Annotated in this window: 17 protein-coding genes; 7 read left to right on the plus strand and 10 right to left on the minus strand. The window is 65.0% G+C overall.

What is annotated here, in order from left to right:
• Window positions 1-18 precede the first annotated feature (18 nt).
• Window positions 19-477 (plus strand): MarR family winged helix-turn-helix transcriptional regulator, encoded by a 459-nt coding sequence (locus JOF28_RS03975; RefSeq protein ID WP_209704578.1) that lies wholly within the window; start codon window positions 19-21, stop codon window positions 475-477.
• On the opposite strand, the gene JOF28_RS03980 is transcribed toward JOF28_RS03975, so the two are convergent.
• The gene (locus JOF28_RS03980; protein ID WP_209704579.1) at window positions 474-1559 is read right to left on the minus strand and encodes an NAD(P)-binding domain-containing protein; all 1086 of its coding nucleotides are present in this window, start codon (window positions 1557-1559) and stop codon (window positions 474-476) included. The genes JOF28_RS03975 and JOF28_RS03980 overlap by 4 nt on opposite strands.
• Before the next feature lie 85 nt (window positions 1560-1644).
• On the opposite strand from JOF28_RS03980, the gene pknB reads away from it, so the two are divergent.
• Window positions 1645-3756 (plus strand): Stk1 family PASTA domain-containing Ser/Thr kinase, encoded by a 2112-nt coding sequence (pknB, locus tag JOF28_RS03985; RefSeq protein WP_280909598.1) that lies wholly within the window; start codon window positions 1645-1647, stop codon window positions 3754-3756.
• Between the two features lie 151 nt (window positions 3757-3907).
• Here pknB and JOF28_RS03990 read toward each other — a convergent pair whose 3' ends face one another.
• Entirely contained in the window at window positions 3908-5272 is a 1365-nt protein-coding gene (locus JOF28_RS03990; protein ID WP_209704581.1) for a class II 3-deoxy-7-phosphoheptulonate synthase, read from the minus strand.
• 81 nt (window positions 5273-5353) lie between these two features.
• Window positions 5354-6028 (minus strand): lysophospholipid acyltransferase family protein, encoded by a 675-nt coding sequence (locus JOF28_RS03995; RefSeq protein WP_209704582.1) that lies wholly within the window; start codon window positions 6026-6028, stop codon window positions 5354-5356.
• A 150-nt stretch (window positions 6029-6178) separates the two neighbouring features.
• Between JOF28_RS03995 and JOF28_RS04000 the strand changes: the two genes are divergently transcribed.
• The gene (locus tag JOF28_RS04000) at window positions 6179-8008 is read left to right on the plus strand and encodes an AMP-dependent synthetase/ligase (RefSeq protein WP_209704583.1); all 1830 of its coding nucleotides are present in this window, start codon (window positions 6179-6181) and stop codon (window positions 8006-8008) included.
• A gap of 7 nt (window positions 8009-8015) precedes the next feature.
• A complete protein-coding gene (locus tag JOF28_RS04005; protein ID WP_209704584.1) occupies window positions 8016-8756 on the plus strand; it encodes a hypothetical protein in 741 nt (246 codons plus the stop codon).
• 57 nt (window positions 8757-8813) lie between these two features.
• Here JOF28_RS04005 and JOF28_RS04010 read toward each other — a convergent pair whose 3' ends face one another.
• Together JOF28_RS04010 and JOF28_RS14790 are read right to left on the minus strand one after the other, a co-directional pair.
• Entirely contained in the window at window positions 8814-9443 is a 630-nt protein-coding gene (locus JOF28_RS04010) for a response regulator (RefSeq protein ID WP_342452073.1), read from the minus strand.
• A gap of 43 nt (window positions 9444-9486) precedes the next feature.
• Entirely contained in the window at window positions 9487-10773 is a 1287-nt protein-coding gene (locus JOF28_RS14790; protein ID WP_342452074.1) for a sensor histidine kinase, read from the minus strand.
• Window positions 10774-10958: 185 nt separating this feature from the next.
• On the opposite strand from JOF28_RS14790, the gene JOF28_RS04020 reads away from it, so the two are divergent.
• Window positions 10959-11432 carry a small multi-drug export protein gene (locus tag JOF28_RS04020; protein ID WP_209704586.1) on the plus strand — a complete coding sequence of 158 codons (474 nt, stop codon included), beginning with the start codon at window positions 10959-10961 and terminating at the stop codon, window positions 11430-11432.
• Window positions 11433-11452: 20 nt separating this feature from the next.
• Window positions 11453-12718, plus strand: a complete 1266-nt coding sequence (locus JOF28_RS04025) for a winged helix DNA-binding domain-containing protein (RefSeq protein WP_209704587.1) — start codon at window positions 11453-11455, stop codon at window positions 12716-12718.
• On the opposite strand, the gene def is transcribed toward JOF28_RS04025, so the two are convergent.
• Complete coding sequence (gene def / locus JOF28_RS04030) at window positions 12715-13206, minus strand: peptide deformylase (protein WP_209704588.1); 492 nt, start codon at window positions 13204-13206, stop codon at window positions 12715-12717. The genes JOF28_RS04025 and def overlap by 4 nt on opposite strands.
• Window positions 13207-13229: 23 nt before the next feature.
• A complete protein-coding gene (locus JOF28_RS04035) occupies window positions 13230-16628 on the minus strand; it encodes a pyruvate carboxylase (protein WP_209704589.1) in 3399 nt (1132 codons plus the stop codon).
• Between the two features lie 189 nt (window positions 16629-16817).
• Between JOF28_RS04035 and JOF28_RS04040 the strand changes: the two genes are divergently transcribed.
• Complete coding sequence (locus tag JOF28_RS04040; protein WP_209704590.1) at window positions 16818-17618, plus strand: ParA family protein; 801 nt, start codon at window positions 16818-16820, stop codon at window positions 17616-17618.
• Window positions 17619-17694: 76 nt separating this feature from the next.
• Here JOF28_RS04040 and JOF28_RS04045 read toward each other — a convergent pair whose 3' ends face one another.
• From JOF28_RS04045 to JOF28_RS04055, 3 genes are all read right to left on the minus strand, one after another.
• Window positions 17695-18267: a MerR family transcriptional regulator gene (locus JOF28_RS04045; protein WP_209706756.1), complete on the minus strand. Its 573-nt coding sequence runs from the start codon at window positions 18265-18267 to the stop codon at window positions 17695-17697.
• A 159-nt stretch (window positions 18268-18426) separates the two neighbouring features.
• A complete protein-coding gene (gene ftsR, locus JOF28_RS04050; RefSeq protein WP_209704591.1) occupies window positions 18427-19104 on the minus strand; it encodes a transcriptional regulator FtsR in 678 nt (225 codons plus the stop codon).
• Window position 19105: 1 nt separating this feature from the next.
• A complete protein-coding gene (locus JOF28_RS04055; RefSeq protein ID WP_209704592.1) occupies window positions 19106-19570 on the minus strand; it encodes an FHA domain-containing protein in 465 nt (154 codons plus the stop codon).
• Between the last annotated feature and the right edge of the window lie 16 nt (window positions 19571-19586).

The following is a 19586-nucleotide window of genomic DNA, read 5'->3' on the forward strand; positions in this document are numbered from 1 at the left end:
CAACGGTAGACTGAGGCCATGACTGACGAGACCATTGCCTCAATCGAGTACGAAGCACTCGTATTTTCGCGGCACCTCTCGGGCCTTCCCGGGCATGCCCGCAGATCGCGCGGCACCCTCGACCACAGCGCCTATACGCTGCTGAATCTGCTCGAGGTGGGCGGCCCCGCCACCATTAGCGAGTTGGCGGGCATCACCGATCTCGACGCATCTACCCTCAGCCGGCAAACGGCGGCGCTGCTGCGCGATGGCCTCGCTAGCCGTGTGGCGAACCCCGAGGGCGGCGTCGCCCGCAAATTTGAAATCACCGAGCAGGGCCGCGTCGCCGTCACCGAGGAGCGCGATGCAAGCCGCGCAGTGCTCGCAAGCATCATCGGCGATTGGAGCGCCCCCAACCGCGAGTCTTTCGCCGAACTGCTCTCGCAGTTCAACCGCGCCATCGAGGCCCGGTCGGGGCGCTCCTGGCCACGCGCCTAGCGCAGGTAGCGCACGATACTCGCGGCGGCCGCTTTGCCGGCACGGTTGGCGCCCACCGTTGACTGCGAGGGCCCGAAGCCGATGAGGTGCAGCCGGTCGTCGCCCACCACCTGCGTGCCTTTGACCGCGATCCCGCCAGCAGCGTTTCGCAACTGCAGCGGTGCGAGGTGAGCGAGGTCGGCTTTAAACCCGGTGGCCCACACGATCACATCGATCGAGGTGAATGACCCGTCTGCTTCACGCACGCCCCACGGTTCAATGCGGGTAAACATGGGTCGCCGCTGCAGCGCACCGCGCGCCTCGGCTGCCTTGGCATAGTTGGTGCGGGGCAGCCCGGTGTACGACACCACGCTGCCCGTCGGCCGCCCCGCTTCAACGTCAGCGGTGACCCGCGCGATGGTGTCGCGGCCGGCTTCATCGTTGAACGCCGACTCCCGCCATTTCGGCGGCGTGCGCGTGTACCAGGCGGTGGTGGCGGTGCGCGAGATTTCCTCGAGGTGCTGCAGCGCCGAGATGCCGCCGCCCACGATCGCCACCCGCTTGCCCGCTAGATCGGGCAGCTGCCCGTAATCGCGCGTGTGCAGCTGCTCCCCCGCGAAGGTCTCAACACCTTCGATTACCAGTAGCACCGGGTTGTTCCATGTGCCAGTGGCGTTGATGATCGCGCGGGCCCGCCACTGCCCCTGCGATGTCGTGACGGTGAGCGATCGGCTTCCCGCCTCATCGCTTTCGCGCACCTGCTGCACCTGCACGGGGCGCACAATCGGCAACCGGTGCAGCGCTTCAAACTGCGCGAAGTACTGAGGAATCGCGTCTCGGCTGCGCTCCTGCCCCGTCATCGGGGGCTGTGGCAGGTCAGGAAGATCAAAAATACTGTTCAGGTTAGCCACCAGCAGCGAATCCCAGCGGTGCTGCCAGGCACCGCCTGGCGCCGAGTTCGCGTCGAACATCACAAACGTGCGCTCCCCCTCGGGGTCGTGCAACGCGCTCGTGAATCCGCGCCGCTGCAGGTGGTACCCCGCCGAGAGTCCCGCCTGTCCAGCCCCAATAATGACGACGGTTGCCTGCTGTTCGCTCTCCACTCACGGTGCAACGCCCGCCGCCCCCCGCTCATTCCAGGTTTCCCTGCCATAGACTCTTAAGGTGACCCAAGCGCCTACCGACCCGATGATCGGGCACACGTTCGACGGACGTTACGCGATTCGATCGCGTATCGCCCGCGGCGGCATGGCGATGGTGTACCTCGCGAACGATGTGCGGCTCGAGCGCCGCGTCGCCGTCAAGGTGATGCATGAGCACCTCGCCGAAGACGAAAACTTTCGCCGCCGCTTCGACCAAGAAGCCCGCAGCGCGGCAGGATTGTCACACCCCAACCTCGTCAACGTGTTTGATCAGGGCTTCGATGCCGGCCGCAACTATCTCGTCATGGAGTACCTGCCGAGCATCACCCTGCGCGATCTGCTCAAGCGCCAGCGCACCCTCACGATCGAGCAGACGCTCGAAATCGGCGAAGCGATTCTGGCCGGTCTGTCGGCTGCGCACCACGCCGGCATCGTGCACCGCGATCTGAAACCCGAGAACGTGATGCTCGCCGATGACGGCCGCATCAAGCTCGGTGACTTCGGTCTCGCCCGCGCCGTCAGCGCAAACACCACCACGGGGCAGGCGCTGCTGGGTACGATCGCGTACCTCTCCCCCGAGCTCGTCACGCGTGGCATCGCCGATGAACGCAGCGACCTGTATGCCTTTGGCATCATGCTGTACGAGATGCTCACCGGCGCGCAGCCCTTTGTTGGCGAGCAGCCGATGCAAATCGCGTACCAGCACGCCCACTCCGATGTGCCGGCGCCCTCGCTCGCAAGCGAGGAGTCGACTCCCGAGCTTGATGCTTTGGTGCGCTGGCTCACACAGCGCGACCCCGAGTATCGCCCGCGCGATGCCGGGGCCGCCCTCGATCACCTGCGCGGCATCATTAGCGGCACCGCTGACCCGGTACCGCAGCCCGCCGCGACCACGGTGATGCCGGGGCTCGCCCCCACCACCGCGTTCACCCCCTCCACCACGGTGCTCAGCGATGCCCAACTCGACGAGCTGGGCGGCGCCGATGACGACGCTGATACTGACGAACCGCCCGTCCCCGAGACGCCCATCGACCGTGCGGCGTTCGTGGCGCACCGCCGTGGTCGCCGCGGGCGCATCGTCGCTGCGGTAGCGATCGTGGCGATTCTCGCCGCGGGCGGCACCGGCTGGTGGTTTGGCCAGGGCCCAGGCTCTGCCGCGACCGTACCCGAGGTCACCGCCCTCAGCGTCGACGACGCGCTCGCGACGATCTCGAATGTGGGGCTGAGCGCCGATGTGGTGGGCTGCCCGAGCGTCGAGGTACCCGCGGGTGACGCGGTTGGCACTGAACCCGAGGCCGGATCAAAGGTTGACCGCGGCGCCACCATTCGCCTGTGCCAGTCAACCGGGCCGCGCATTCTCACGGTGCCCACCCTCGTCGGTCTCACCCTCGATGAGGCGAAGACAGCAATCGACGATGCGAAGTTCTCGTTTGGGTCGGCATCTGACGAGCGTTTCTTTGACAGCCCGAAGGGCACGGTGCTCGCCGCCCTCGACGCCGATAAGGAGCCGCTCGAGGGCACCTACCCCGAACAGGGCGAGGTGAATCTGGTGGTCTCGGCCGGCCCGGTTCCCAGTGTCGCTGGCAGCGCCGAGAAGGCGGCCATCGCTGCCCTCACCAAGGTGGACCTCGTCATCGATGAGGAGTCTCGGGCTGAGCTGTATGACGCCGACGTCGCCAAGGGTGACGTCATCTCGGTTGCCCTTTCGGCAGACCCGCTGCGCCCGGGTGACCTGGTGTCGCTCACGGTGTCAGCGGGCAAGATTCCCGCTGTCGCGGGCGAAAGCAAGAAGAAGGCCATCTCGGCCATCAAGAAGGCGGGCCTCACCCTCGATGAGAGCCAGGTGACAGAGACCTGGAACGCAGATGTGCCCGTCGGCGACGTGATCGATATGACGTTCCAAGAGGCCCCGGTGCGCCCGGGCGACCCCGTCGGCCTGTCGGTGTCGCTCGGCCCCGAGCTGTTCCCGGTGCCCGATATCTCGGGCATGCCCCTGCAAGACGCGATGAACGCGGTTGAGGCCGCCGGCTTCGTGCCGACCACGCTCGTACCCGACGCGCTGCGCAGCCTCGCGAAGGCGACCGGCACTGATCCTGCTGCAGCCTCCGAGCTCCCCGCAGGCACCGAGATCCGGGTCAAAAGCACCATCTCGCTCTAGCTGAGCGCGCCACCCCCGGCGGCATCGGCTTCGCGCCCCGGGGATCGCGCTGCCTGAGCCACGCATCGCCCGGGCAACGCACCGCCCGGGAGCAGAAAAGCGCCCCACCTCCTGACTCGAAGGTGGGACGCTTTTATGTGGGGTGCTGGGGTTACGCCTGGCGCAGTTCCTCAGCGACCTGGAACGCGAGTTCGAGCGACTGCATGTGGTTCAGACGCGGGTCGCACAGCGACTCGTAGCGGCTCTCGAGAGCGAGCTCGTCGATGTTCTCCGAACCGCCGAGGCACTCGGTGACGTCGTCACCGGTGAGCTCAACGTGAATGCCGCCGGGGAACGTGCCCACCTCGCGGTGCGCCTCAAAGAAGCCACGCAGCTCGTTCATCACGTCGTCGAAGCGACGCGACTTGTAGCCGTTTGCGGTGGTGATGCCGTTACCGTGCATGGGGTCGGTGACCCACAGCGGCGTTGCCCCCGCATCGCGCACGCCCTCGAGCAGACCCGGCAGTACGTCGCGAATCTTGCCCGCGCCCATGCGCGTGATGAAGGTCAGACGACCCGGGGTGCGCTCGGGATCGAGCTTGTCGATGAGGCGCAGCGCGTCATCCACCTGCGTGGTGGGGCCGAGCTTCACACCGATCGGGTTCTTGACGTGCGACAAGAACTCGACGTGTGCACCGTTGATGTCACGCGTACGCTCGCCGATCCACAGCATGTGGCCCGACGTGTCGTACAGGTCACCGGTGCGCGAATCGATGCGGGCCATGGGGCGCTCGTAATCGAGCAGCAGCGCCTCGTGGCTGACGTAGAACTCGGTCTGCGTGAGGGCGGTGTGGTCAACGCCGCACGCATCCATGAACTTCAGCGCGCGATCGATCTCGGCCGCGAGCGACTCGTATCGCTGGTTCGCGGGGTTCGAGATGAAGCCCTTGTTCCACTCGTGCACCTGGCGCAGGTCGGCGAAGCCCCCCTGCGTGAACGCACGAATCAAGTTCAGCGTTGATGCCGACACGTGGTAGCCCTCGAGCAGGCGCTCGGGGTTGGGCGTGCGTGACGCGGCCGTGAAGTCATAGCCGTTCACGATGTCGCCGCGGTATGCGGGCAGCGTGACGCCCTCGCGCGTTTCTGAATCGCTTGAGCGCGGCTTGGCGAACTGGCCCGCCATGCGCCCCACCTTGATCACCGGCATCGATGCGCCGTACGTGAGTACGACTGCCATCTGCAGAATGGTCTTTACGCGGTCGCGAATCTTGTCGGCGGTCGCCGCTGCGTACGTCTCGGCGCAGTCGCCGCCCTGCAGCAGAAACGCCTCGCCGCGAGCTGCAGCGCCGAGGCGTTCACGCAGCTGATCAGCTTCGCCCGCGAACACGAGCGGGGGCTGCGTAGCCAACTTGGCTGACGCTGCACGAGTCGCCTCGGGATCGGGCCAATTCGGCTGCTGCTTCGCCTCAAGAGTGCGATACGCGTCAAGCTTCGCAAACAGCTGTTCGGCAGTAGTCTGTGCGGCTTGGCTCGTCATGTATAAATCCTCTACGTTGTGGAAAAAGGCCCGGCGATTCCTCGCCGTGCCTCATCCAGCCTACTACGGCAAATGTCTCTATTAGCCACGCGCGCGTACGCTTGACGCGTACACATCGGCGTATCGCTGGCCGCTGAGTTTTTGAATCTCGAGCGTGATCTCATCGGTGACGCTGCGCAGCACGAAACGGTCTGCGCTCATCCCAGCGAAACGGCTGAAATCAAGCGGCTTACCGATCACGGTGCCGATGCGACGAATGCGGGGAATACGCACTCCGATCGGCATCGCCTTCTCGGTGTCAATCATGACGACGGGAACCACCACCGCGCCCGACTCCAAAACGAGTCGCGCCACGCCCGTGCGACCGCGATACAGTCGCGCATCGGGGCTGCGTGTGCCCTCGGGGTAAATTCCCAGCACGTCACCGCGGTCGAGCACCGACAGGCCCGTGGTCAGCGAGGCTTCAGACGCCTTGCCACCAGAGCGGTCAATCGGCAGCTGCCCCACGCCCAGCATGAACTTTTTTACGATCCAGCCCTTCACTCCCTTGCCGGTGAAATAGTCACTTTTGGCAAGGAAATACACGGGTCGATCGACCATGACGGGCAAGAAGAACGAGTCAATCACCGAGAGGTGGTTACCGACAAGAATCACGGGACCTGAGCCCGGAATGTTCTCGGTTCCTTCTACCCAGGGGCGATAGATCGTCTTCAAGAGCGGCCCGATAATCAGGTGCTTGAAAATCCAGTAGAGCACAGGCTGAGGTTTCCTCTCGTTGTCTCATTACAATAGCCGAGCCGCGCCTCTTCAGCGGTATACAGCGCGGTGCGTATACTCTGGAACGACATATTCGCGGCAGAAGCTGCCGCGAACCAGAGGCCTGTAGAAGGTATCGAAGGAGCTGCCGTGAAACAGTCACACACACCCGTACTTGTTCCCGCCATACCTAATGACAACATCACCGATCTGCTCGAACAACGCGTGGCAACGACGCCCGACCGCGTATTGTTCGCACTGCCCAATGGCGACAGCTGGAACGATCTGACCGCCACCGAGTTTCGGCGCGATGTTGTGGCCATTGCCAAGGGCTTCGCCGCCGCGGGAGTTCAGCCCGGCGAACGCATCGCGTTTATGTGCACGACGAAATATGAGTGGACCCTCGTCGACTTCGCACTGATGTACGCCGGCGCCGTCATGGTGCCGGTCTATGAGACGTCGTCTCCGCTGCAGATTCACTGGATCCTTGAGGATTCTGGGGCCCGCGGCATCATGACCGAGTCGGCCGAGCTGGCTGATCGTTTCGCAGAAATTCGCGACGATCTTTCGCACATTGAACTGGTATGGCGTCTCGATAAGGGCGCACTCGATGAGCTGCGCGCCGCGGGCGTCGATGTGACCGACGACGAGATCGAGCGCCGTCGCTCGCTCGCTGTGGGCAGCGACATCGCCACGCTGATCTATACGTCAGGGTCAACCGGGCGCCCCAAGGGCTGTGTGCTCACCCACTCAAACTTTGTGGACCTCTCGCGCAACGCGGGCGCGGCCATGCACCAGGTTGTGCAGCAGCCGGGCGCGTCAACGCTGCTGTTCGTGACGCTCGCGCACGTGTTTGCCCGCTTCATTTCGGTGCTCGCGGTGCACTCTGGCGTGCGCGTGGGCCACCAGGCCGATACCTCTCAGCTGCTCAACTCACTGGGATCGTTCAAGCCCTCATTCATTCTCGCCGTGCCGCGCGTGTTCGAGAAGGTGTACAACTCGGCCGAGCAAAAAACTGAGGCCGAGGGCAAGGGCAAGATCTTCCGTAAGGCCGCTAAGGTCGCCGTCGCGCACTCAGAGGCACTCGACGCCGGCAAGGTGCCCTTCTTGTTGGGCCTCCAGTTCAAGCTGTTTGACAAGCTCGTCTACTCCACACTGCGTGAAAAGCTGGGCGGTCGCGTGTCGTTCGCAGTTTCGGGTTCGGCGCCACTGAGCCACTACCTCGGCCACTTCTACCGCAGCCTCGGCGTCAAGATCCTTGAGGGTTACGGCCTCACCGAGACCACCGCCCCCGCGACGGTGAACCTGCCCGATAAGTTCAAGATCGGCACCGTTGGCCCCGCTCTCCCTGGCCACACCGTGCGCATCGCAGAAGACGGCGAGATTCAGGTCAAGGGCATCGACGTGTTCAAGGAGTACTGGAACAACCCGGCCGCCACCAAGGAAGCATTCACCGAGGATGGCTTCTTCATCACTGGTGACCTCGGCAGCCTCGATGACGATGGCTACCTGTCGATCACCGGCCGCAAGAAGGAAATCATCGTGACCGCCGGCGGCAAGAACGTTGCCCCGGCCGCACTCGAAGATCCGATTCGTTCCAACACGATTATCAGCCAGGTAGTCGCCGTGGGCGATCAGAAGCCCTTCATCTCGGCGCTCATCACGCTTGACCCCGAGATGCTGCCGGTGTGGCTCAACAACGTGGGCGAAGACCCCTTGATGACGATCACCGAAGCGTCACGGCACCCCAAGGTACTCGCAGAGGTGCAGAGCGCAATCGATCTGGGTAACCGGTACGTATCGCGCGCCGAGTCGATTCGTAAGTTCGTCATCTTGCCGATCGATTTCACGGAGGCCAACGGCCACCTCACCCCCAAGATGAGCATTCGACGTGCAAACATTCTGCGTGATTTCTCGTCTGAGATCGCAGAACTGTACGGCGATCGCCCGCAGACTGAGTTGACCACCATCGCACGCTAGAGCGTTCATGTCACAGCCAACGCCGCCGCCGCCGCTGCCCGAGCAAATTCCGCCCGGGCAGCAGCCACAGCGCTACCAGCAGCCACAGCGCTACCAGCAGCCACAGTTCGAGCAGCCGCACTTCGAACAGCCGCCCGCGCCACAGCACCCGCTTCCGCGGTGGGTTATGCCCGCCGCGGTGGGCGCGGTGGTCGTGTTGGTGCTCGCCGGTGTCGCGGTAGTGGCACCGATGCTCTGGGCGACGGGGCAGCTCCAGCAGATCGCCACGGCGTCACCTGATCGTGGCTCGGCGGCGCCTGGCGCTCCAGACTCGCCTGAGCCGTCAGAACCCGCTGAGCCGCGCAAGATACCCGGCCAGCGGATCATTCCGCCGATGCCGATGCCTGAGGTCACACCACAGACGACCCCTGAGGATGCCGCTGCCGCTTCTCAGGTGGCCGCCGAGGTGCAGAAAATTGCCGACGCGTATCTCGAGGCACGACGCGATGACACCATTCTTGACCTCGTGCCCGGCGGCGACCAGGTCGATCCCGACTACATCACGGCCTATCTTTATGTCTTGACTGATCTCAAGAGCGCCACGCGGTTTGGTGGCGACGCCAAGTCGATGCAGGAGCTGCTGGATTCGGCGCTCGCCTATGAACAGCTCTTTCTCGCGGGCAAAGACCTCGACGTCAACATTCGTATCGTCCGTGAAGACGGCAGCGTCTTTGAATCAGACGGTAAGTACCGCACCATCGACGAATAGGCGCTCGACGAGTATCCGCTCGCCCGGCAGCATGGGAGAAGCAGCAAGGCCGAAGCCTTAGATCCACCCCTGCTGCCAGGCTTGCTCAGCGGCCTCATGTCTCGAACTGACACCGAGCTTTGAGATCGCCGCCGAGAGGTAGTTGCGCACGGTGCCCGGCGACAAGAACAGGTGCCCAGCAATCTCTTGCACGCTATTCGTTATTCGCGACGCACGCAGCGCATCAAGCTCGCGGTCGGTGAGGGGGCAACGTTCGGCCGTGAGCGCTGCGGCAGCGATCTCGGGGTCAATGTACCGTTTACCGGCCGCGACCTCCCGAATCACGTTAGCGAGTTGACCCGCCGGCGTTGACTTCGGCACGAATCCTGCGACCTGTGCGGCGAGCGCGCGGCGCAGTACACCGGGGCGCGCGTGTCGCGTCACAATAATGATGCGGCTGTCACCGTGCCCCAGTATCTCTTGTGCGGCGCTCAACCCGTCAGCCTGGGGCATTTCAAGGTCGAGTAGGCACACATCAGGTTGGGTGTCGCGGGCGAGCTGCGCTGCGGTCACCCCGTTATCTGTGCTCGCGACCACTTCGATGTCTGGTTCGAGGCCCAGCAGCGCTTCGAGGGCACCGCGAATCAGGTGCTCGTCGTCTGCCAACAGCAGGCGAATCTTCGTGCTGGGAAGTGCTGAGGCGCTCACGCGTTGTCTGCTTTCATCGTGCGGGTCGTGCGGGTCATGCGGATCATGCGCCGCTCATTTCGGTGTGGGGCACGCATACCCGCAGGGTGAACTGATCAGCGTCGTGCGCGATGACCAGGGTGCCGCCGATTTCCTCGATCCGGCGCTTGAGACTCGCGAGGCCCGAGCCCAGGGTGCCCAGAGGCTGCCCCGCCCCACGAGCACCGTCGGCCGCCGCCGGGCCATTCTGCGAGGCCCCATTATTGCTCAGCACCAGATCGAACGAGGTTTCGCCGCGGCGCAGCGTGATCGCGGCGCTCGTGGCGGCGCTGTGGCGCAAAATATTCGTGGTGCCCTCACGCACGCACAGCGCCAGCACGCGCTGCACACGGGGATGCGCTCGCAGCTCAAGATCATCAATCTCGAGCGAACATGCTGCGCCCGCAAGCGTCAGCACCTCGCGGGCATTCTCCAGCTCATCTTCGAGCGCGACCTCGCGCAGCCCAGCCACCAGTGCCCGAGTCTCTTCGAGGGCTTCCTTAGCGATGCCACGTATCTCTGCGAGCTGCGCGGCCGAAGCGGCCGCGTCGTGCCCCTGCAGCCGCTCGGCCAGCTCGGCCTTCAGCGCGATGACCTGCAGGTGGTGGCCCTGAATGTCGTGGAGGTCTGCGGCGAACCGCAGCCGCTCTTGGGTGACGGCAAGCTCACCCGCCACGCGGCGACTGTCGTCGAGCCGCTCGACCACGCGCCACCACCACACGCTCGCCATCAGCAGCAGCGGCAACGAAACGCAGTAAATCGCGAGCATCCAGGTGCGGGGCCCTGCATCCTGGCTGAACCAGGCAGCCGCCGGTAGCCCCTGAGCGACGGCGGGCAGCACAGTGACCGCTGCGGCGAGCGCGAGCAGCGCCCATCGTCTGACCGTTGGCAGCAAAAGGCTCACCAGGGAGGCGGCGAGCCACAGCGGGGTGGCGGCAATAATCGCGGCTTCGCCTGTGAAGAAGGCGAGCGCCCACGACACCAACGCGGGGGCGACCAAGGCGGCCGTCCACCAGATGCTGGGCAGCCCCTGGTCACGCAAGAACCAGCAGTATCGAATCTGGGTGGCGGTCGCTATCAGCACGGCCACGATGAGCGCGCCGAAGATCCATGACTCGGTGGCCAGATACTGCTCGGTGAGTTCACCCACGACGACTGCGTCGAATACGACGAAAAAGAACACCATGCTGCCAAGCGTGTACACCCAGGTGGCGTTGACCCCTGCGTGCGCGGCCGGCGCGGCAGGGGCGGCAGGGGCCGCTTGCTGCGTCTGCGGTTGCTGCGATGCGTGCGCCGCATCTGGGGATCTCACGAAACGTAACCCTGGCATTTCACCCAGTCTAGGCCCGCCCCAGGCCACGCACCCGTGACAAATGTCACGAGTCTTCGGTGCAATTTTGTCTCCACAGTCATGACAGGACGACACTACTGCGCCCCGCTCGAACTCGAGAGGATTGAACCATCGCAACACTCCCCCACAGCCAGAAAGGCTTCCCCATGATTGACGCACTGCAGAGCTTCACTTCTTCCCTTCCCGAGATTTTTCAGTGGGTCGGCGTGCTCTTGATGGGGGCCATCCCGTTTATCGAGTCGTACTTCGGTTCGGCGATCGGCATCCTCGCCGGAGTGCACCCCGCCGTCGCCATCCCCGCCGCGATCGTCGGCAACATCATCTCGATGCTGATCTTCGTGCTGAGCGCCCACGGCGTACGCTCGAAAGTGGGCCAGGGGCGTGAAGCGAAAGAGCTCTCCCCGCGCCGCGAAAAGCTGCGGGCGCGTTTCGATCGCTACGGCGTACCCGGAGTGAGCCTGCTCGGCCAGCTGATCCTGCCGAGCCAGATCACCTCGGCCGCCATGGTCTCCTTCGGCGCCGCCAAGAACTCGGTGATTCTGTGGCAGGTGATCTCGATCATCCTGTGGGGTGTGGTGTTTGGCACCTTCGCTACCTTCGGGGTCTCGCTGATGCGCTAACCCCCGCGTACACTGGCCGCATGGTTGCTACGCTCACCGGCGGCGAGGTGCTGCAGCTGCGCATGCGTGCGCAGCTGCTTTCGCGTGTGGATCCGGATCCGCACCAGCTCACCCCCGCAGCCCCGGGCCGGATTCAGGGCCGGGGCACCGGCCCGGGCGACAACCCCGGCGCCGAGGGCATTGCCCGGGTGGCCCGGCACATGCTCGCGGTGCAGGGGCAAGACTGGCTGGCGTCGCGGTGGGCGTTGGGGGTGCGGGCACCGGGCACCCATGTGGGTGATGTCACCGCCGCGCTCGACGGTGGTGCGATCGTCAGGTCGTGGCCGATGCGCGGCACGGTGCACCTGTGCGCGGCCGAAGACATCGGGTGGCTGCAACGCACCACCGAGGCGAAGTTGCTGCGGGGCGTGCCCAAGCGCCGTGAGCTTCTCGGGCTCAGCGAAGCCCTGCATGAGCGGCTGACCGAGGTCTCGCTTGCGGCACTCGCGGGCGGGGCCCGGCTGACCCGCGATGAACTCTCGCAGGCATGGACCGAGGCAGGTGTCGAGTGGCGGCCGGCCTGGCGCTACTTGTTAGTGTGGTGGATCTGCCAGAACGGGCTCGCCACACAGGGCCCGCTCACCCGTGTCGACGGCACGCTCGCGAAAGAGCCCCTGCTGGTGCACGCCGACGATTGGTTCGCGTCTGCGCAGGTGCAGCCACGGGCATTGTTAGGTGACGAAGCACTTGAAGAGCTTGCCGCACGCTACACGCGGGCCCGTGGCCCGGTCACCACGAAAGACTTTGCGTGGTGGACGGGGCTCACCATGCGCGAATCGGCGCGGGCCTTCGCGCTCGCTGTTGAATCGGAGACGGTCACCGCGGTGCACACCGATGAGGCTGGAGCGCACTGGATCGCCCCTGAGCTACTGGGTACACCCGTTGCCGGTGGCGGCGGCGGCACTGGTGGCGGAGCTCATGATGGCAGCGGCACACCCTCGTGGCAGCTGCTCACCGCGTTCGACGAGCACCTGCTCGGGTACACCGAGCGCAGGCCGCAGCTGCAGTCAACACAGTTCAGCGAAATCGTGCCTGGCCGCAACGGGGTGTTTCGTGCCACCGTCGTCGCCGACGGCATCACCCGGGGCACCTGGCGCCGCGCCAAGACCCACGGCAGCCACATCGTGGCGACACCGCTCGCGGGCGAGCAGCTCGCGCCGCGGGGGCTTGACGCGGCCGTCGCAGCATGGGCGAGGTTCCACGACTTCGAGGCCGGCAGCCTCGAAGTCGCAGAACCTGCCTTCTAGAACCAGCTCGACGTGCGAATCTGACGCATCGCTTCGCCGCGCGTGGCACGGTCGAGGCGTGAAATATACAGCTTGCCATCGAGGTGATCGCACTCGTGCTGCAGGGCCTGCGCGAGCAGCCCCGACCCCGAGATCACGATCTCGCGACCGTCGAGGTCGATGCCGCGCACGGTCGCCGTCGGGTACCGCATCACATCGAACCACAGGTCAGGCACCGACAGGCAGCCCTCCCCCGTCGCCACCGGCTCACCCGCGAGATCAACGATCTCGGGGTTCAGCACATAGCTGATCTTGCCGTCGATGTGCAGGCTGAACGCCCGCTGCTGGTACCCAATCTGCGTGGAGGCGAGCCCCGCGCGGCCATCAAATGCGACAGAGTCACACAGATCGCTCACGAGGGCTCGCACCCCATCATCGATGGTTCCAATCGGCTCGCACACCGTGCGCAGCACCGGATCACCGAACAGACGAATATCTCGAATAGCCATAGCAACCGAGCTTAGCGGCTCAGTTAGCTAATTACGGCGATCAGGTCACCCGAGTCGACGCCGCGCGTGCCGGTGAAGGCGAGACGCTCGATCGTACCAGCGGCGGTCGCCGTGATGGCGGCCTCCATCTTCATCGCCTCAATGGTGGCGACGGGCTGGCCGATCTCGACCGTGTCACCGACCGCAACGTTCACCGTGACGGTGCCCGAGAAGGGTGCCGCAGTGTGGCCCGGGTTGGTGCGGTCAGCACGCTCGGCAGCCGGAGTATCAACCGCGACCGATTCGTCCTTCACGTAGACCTGGCGCAGCTGGCCGTTCTGGCGCACCATAACGGTACGAACGCCCTTGTCATCGGCCTCACCGATGGCTTCGAGACCCACGTACAGGCGCACACCGTGCGACAGATCGAAGGTGCGCTCATTGCCTGATTCGAGGCCGTAGAGGTAGTCAGAGGTGTCGAGCACCGACAGATCGCCGTACTTCTCGCGCGACTCCTCGTACTGCTTCGTGGGCGCGGGGAACAGCAGGCGGTTCAGCGCCGCCTGGCGATCAAGGCCAGGCACCTGCAGCAGCGCCTCATCCTCGGCCGTCAGCTCAGCGATTTCACGCGTTGCGGGGCGACCGGCGAGCACCTTCGAGCGGAAGGGCTCGGGCCAGCCACCGGGAATTTCGCCCAGCTCGCCGGCCAAGAAGCCCACCACTGAATCGGGTACGTCGTACGAACCGGGGTTCGCCTCGAAGTCTGCCGGGTCGGCGTCAACCGCTGCGAGGTGCAGGGCGAGGTCACCGACGACCTTCGACGACGGGGTCACCTTAGGGATGCGGCCCAGAATGCGGTCGGCCGCCGCGTACATGTCTTCGATCTTCTCGAAGTTGTCGGCGAGGCCCAGCGCGATGGCCTGCTGGCGCAGGTTCGAGAGCTGACCGCCGGGGATCTCGTGCGTGTACACGCGACCCGTCGGCGAGGGCAGCCCCGACTCGAAGGGCTTGTACAGGGCGCGCACCGAGTCCCAGTAGGGCTCGAGTGCGTACACTGCGTCCTGCGAGATGCCGGTGTCGCGCTCGGTGTCGGCAAGCGCCGCCACGAGCGCCGACATTGACGGCTGGCTCGTGGTGCCCGACATCGGGGCTGAGGCGACGTCGACGGCATCGACCCCGGCCTCTGCCGCAGCGAGCAGCGTCGCGAGCTGGCCACCAGGCGTGTCGTGGGTGTGCAGGTGCACGGGCAGGTCAAAGCGTTCGCGCAGCGCGGTCACGAGCGTCTTGGCGGCCTGCGGGCGCAACAGGCCCGCCATGTCCTTGATCGCGATGACGTGCGCGCCAGCGGCCACGATTTCGTCGGCGAGACGCAGGTAGTAATCGAGCGTGTACTTGTTCTCTGCGGGGCTCGCGAGGTTGCCGGTGTACGCCATGGCGACCTCGGCGACAGCGGTGCCGGTCTCGCGCACCGCGTCAATGGCGACGCGCATCTGGTTGACGTCGTTGAGCGCGTCAAAGATACGAAATACGTCAACGCCGGTCGCAGCGGCCTCGGCAACGAAGCCGCGTGCGACGTTGGCGGGGTACGGCGTGTAGCCGACCGTGTTCTGGCCGCGCAGCAGCATCTGGATGGGAATGTTGGGCATGGCCGCGCGCAGCGTGGCGAGGCGCTCCCAGGGGTCTTCGCCGAGGAAGCGCAGCGCGACGTCATACGTCGCACCGCCCCAGGCCTCAACCGACCACAGCTCGGGCGTCGCGCGAGCAACGTACGGCGCAACGCGGGCCAGATCGCGGGTACGCACGCGGGTCGCGAGCAGGCTCTGGTGCGCATCGCGGAACGTGGTCTCGGTGACCGCGAGGGCCTTCTGCTCACGCAGGGCCTTCGCGTACGCATCGGGGCCAAGCTCGAGCAACCGCTGGCGAGCGCCTGCGGGGGCGGGCTGCGAAATATCGATCTTCGGCAGCTTCGATCCCGGATCAACGTGTACCGGGCGCGGGCCGTTGGGCTGGTTCACCGTGACGTTGGCAACGTGCTGTAGCAGGCGCGTGGCACGGTCCTTGGGCTTGTTCATGGCGAGCAGTTCGGGCCGCTCACCGATGAACGCGGTCGACACATCACCGGCCTGGAAGGCCTCATCGGCGAGCACGGCCTGCAAGAACGGGATGTTCGTGGAGACGCCGCGAATTCTGAACTCGGCGAGCGCGCGGCGCTCGCGGGCAACTGCGTCAGCGAACGTGCGGCCACGGCAGGTGAGCTTGGCGAGCATCGAGTCGAAGTGGGGGCTGATCTGTGCACCCACGTCGATCGTGCCGCCGTCGAGGCGTACGCCGCCACCGCCCGGTGAACGGTAGGCCGAGATACGGCCGAGGTCAGGGCGGAACCCGTTTGCGGGGTCTTCGGTGGTGATGCGGCACTGCAGAGCCACGCCGCGCAGCTGAATGCGATCCTGCGTCAGCTCGAGCTCCTCGAGCGTAGAGCCCGAGGCGATCAGCATCTGTGCGCGCACGAGGTCAACATCGGTGACCTCTTCGGTCACGGTGTGCTCCACCTGAATACGCGGGTTCATCTCGATGAAGACGTGCTCGCCTGCGCGCTCACCCTCGGTGTCGAGCAAGAACTCAACGGTGCCGGCGTTCTCGTACCCGATCGACTTCGCGAACGCGATCGCGTCGCGCGTGAGTTCGTCACGCTTAGCCTGAGACAGGTTGGGCGCCGGGGCAATCTCAACGACCTTCTGGTGGCGTCGCTGCACCGAGCAGTCACGCTCGAACAGGTGCACGGTGGCACCGGTGCTGTCGGCGAGGATCTGCACCTCGATGTGGCGGGGGCGCAGCACGGCCTGCTCGATGAACATCGTGCCGTCACCGAATGCGTTTTCGGCCTCGTGCATGGCCGATACCAGCGCCTCGCGCAGATCTTCTTCGCGTTCCACGCGGCGCATGCCGCGCCCGCCGCCCCCGGCGACCGCCTTCGCGAACAGCGGGAAACCGATTTCGCGGCCACCGGCGATCAGCTCGTCAAGATCGGTGGAGGGAGGGGTCGACTTCAGTACGGGAACGCCAGCGGCGATCGCGTGCTTCTTCGCCGCTACCTTGTTACCGGCCATTTCAAGTGCCAGGCGGCCCGGGCCGATGAAGCGAATACCGGCGGCGTCTGCGGCCGCGGCAAGCTCGGGGTTCTCAGAGAGGAAACCGTAACCGGGGTAAATCGCGTCTGCGCCCGATTCCTTCGCGACGCGCACAATCTCATCAACGTTCAAGTACGCCCGCACCGGGTGGCCGACCTCACCAATAAGGTAAGCCTCGTCTGCCTTAAGCCGGTGAAGCGAGTTGCGGTCTTCGTAAGGGAAGACGGCAACCGTGAGCGCACCCAATTCATGTGCAGCTCGAAACGCGCGGATCGCGATTTCACCTCGGTTGGCGACAAGTACCTTTTTGAACATACGAAAAACTCCTCTGTTTCATCACTGCATCTCGGCTGCCCAGGCCCGTGAACTTGTTTGATATCAAGATACATGCTTCGCCCACTTCTCCAAGCATTTGACGGTTCTACCGAGTGCCGCACCCCCAAAATCGGGGCACGCCGCAGAATCTTCGGCCCGCTCCCCAGGCTGATCGACTACACTCGGAACGTGCATGTTTTGAGTGTGAGCTCCCTAAAGGGCGGCGTCGGTAAGACCACAGTGACGCTCGGCCTCGCTTCTGCTGCGTTCTCGCGCGGCCTACGGACCCTGGTGGTTGATTTCGATCCCCAATCCGATGTGTCGACGGGCCTGGCGGTCAACCCCGAGGGGTTCGCCAGCGTTGCAGACGTCCTCGAGGGACCCAAAGAGAAAACTGTGCGCGCCGCAATCGCGCACAGCGGCTGGTCCGATTACCACGAGGGCGGCGTCATCGACCTCATGGTCGGCAGCCCCTCCTCCATCAACTTTGACGGGCCGCACCCGTCGACGCGCGATATCTGGAAGCTTGAAGAAGCCCTCGCAATCCTCGAGAGCGAGTACGACCTCGTGCTCATCGACTGCGCGCCTTCGCTGAACGCCCTCACGCGCACCGCGTGGGCCGCCAGCGACCGCGTATTGGTCGTCGCCGAGCCCAGCCTGTTCGCCGTGGCCGCCACCGACCGTGCGCTGCGCGCGATTGAAGAGATCCGGCGCGGCGTCAGCCCCCGCCTGCAGCCCCTGGGCATTCTCATCAACCGCACGCAGCCGTCGTCGCCCGAGCACCAGTTCCGCATTCGCGAGCTGCGCGAGATGTTTGGCCCCCTCGTGCTGAACCCTCAGCTGCCCGAGCGCCCCTCACTGCAGCAGGCACAGGGTGCGGCGAAGCCCGTGCACATGTGGCCGGGCGAGGCCTCGCAAGAGATGGCCGCCAACTTCGACACCATTCTCGATCGCGTGCTGCGCTCAGCCAGCATGAGCTCCGACCGGTAGTCCTCTCAGCACAATAAAACCCCCGCTGGTTTTCGTTACGACGAAAGCCAGCGGGGGTTTTTAGTGCGCGAGGCGCTTAGGAAATCTTCTTCTTCGCGGTGCGGCGGTGCGCGAGCTCGTCGACGCCATCGGCCTCGCCCACTTCGCGGTGCTCGTCCATGCTGACGAGGGAGTTCTCGACCTCGCGCAGCACCTTACCCACGGCGATGCCAAACACGCCCTGCCCGCGGCTCACCAGGTCGATGACCTCGTCGCTTGAGGTGCACAGGTAAACGCTGGCGCCGTCGCTCATGAGGGTGGTCTGTGACAGGTCGCGCACGCCGGCCTCGTGCAGCTGCGCGATGGCCGTGCGAATCTGCTGCAGCGAGATGCCTGTATCGAGCAGTCGCTTCACGAGCTTCAGTACGAGAATGTCGCGGAAGCCGTAGAGCCGCTGTGAGCCCGACCCCTTGGCGCCGCGCACCGTGGGCTCAACCAGCCCGGTACGTGCCCAGTAGTCAAGCTGACGGTAGCTGATGCCCGCGGCACGAGCCGCAGTGTTGCCCTTGTACCCGTTCAGGTTGGGGTGCGTCAGACCGTCGAACGAGGGAGAGTCTTGCGCGATCGAGCTTGGCTGCGCGTCAGTAGCACGCGGCTCAGTGTTCTCCATCACGTCCCTTTCCCCCATCTCAGTGGCGCAGAAAACTGCGCCGAACTTACATAACGCTACCCACCAGACACCCCTGAAGCAACGACCGCCGCACCCCAGTTTGTGCGTGTCGAGCGTGACTGCAAAAAGAGTGTTGATTTCGTGCGGAAACAGGGCCGGTTATGCCGCGCCAAACCGCCGACGCAACACGCCGGAGCGCACCGTTTCGAGGTGCGCAGCGAGCTCGAGCGAGTCTTCGAGGCCCTGAGGCGTGGAGGTTTTTATGCCGCGGCTCGCCACGGCGTGGGCGATCAGCTCGGCCTCGCGTTCGGCGGCCACGCGCAGCGCACGCAGGTGCTGCGGGGTGATGCCCTGCTCGGCGAGGTGCAGCAGCGAGGTGAGCTGCGCGGCAGCTTCACGCGGAAACACTTCAACGGCCGGCATCAGGCCGGCCGCGACGGCCTCGCCCAAGAATCGGTTCGAGGCGCCGGTAATGCGGCACAGCTCTTGGCCGCTCAGTAGGCGGTGCGGGGTCAAGATGCTCGAGACGCTGCGCGGGGCAGCGCCAGGGATCACCGGATCGCGCCCGGCATCAACCTCTTCGAGAACCTCAGCGATCACTTTCAGCGGCAGGTAGTGCTCGCGCTGCAGCTCGAGAATCATGCGCAGTCGTTCGACGTGTGACTGAGCGAACTTCCGATAACCAGATTTCGTGCGCGACGGCGTCACCAGGCCCTGCTCCTCGAGGAACCTCAGCTTTGATGGCGTGAGGTCTGAGAAGTCGTCGCGCAGCAGCTCAAGCACCTGACCGATGCTTAAGAGCTCGCGCGACGACTGCTCAGCCTGGGGTAATGCCACCCTACGCGCTCTCTACCAGGTCGAATCGCGAGGCGAAGAACGTGAAGCGGTACTTGCCAATCTGCACTTCTGCGCCGTCATTCAGCGCGAGTTCGTGATCGATGCGTGAGCTATCGCAGAACGTACCGTTCAGCGAACCGAGGTCGACCACGCTGAACGCGGTGCCCTTGCGGCGAAATTCGGTGTGACGGCGCGACACGGTGACGTCGTCGAGGAAAATATCGACGGCGGGGTGGCGCCCTGCAACGGTGACGTCGCGGTCGAGCAAGAAGCGCGCGCCCAGGTCGGGGCCGCGTCGCACAACCAGCAGCGCAGCGCCTGAGGGAAGCGCTTCGACTGCTTCGCGTTCGTCAACAGTGAGGTCTGTGGCATGGGCCCGAATCATGGCCCCCAGGTCGTCGCGAAACTGCTGAGTTGCACGCGCCTCAGTGTTGTCGGATCGCCGGGCATGAAATTCAGTGTTCATGTCCCACCTACTTCCA

The organism is Leucobacter exalbidus (assembly GCF_017834145.1).
Classification (GTDB): Bacteria; Actinomycetota; Actinomycetes; order Actinomycetales; family Microbacteriaceae; genus Leucobacter; species Leucobacter exalbidus.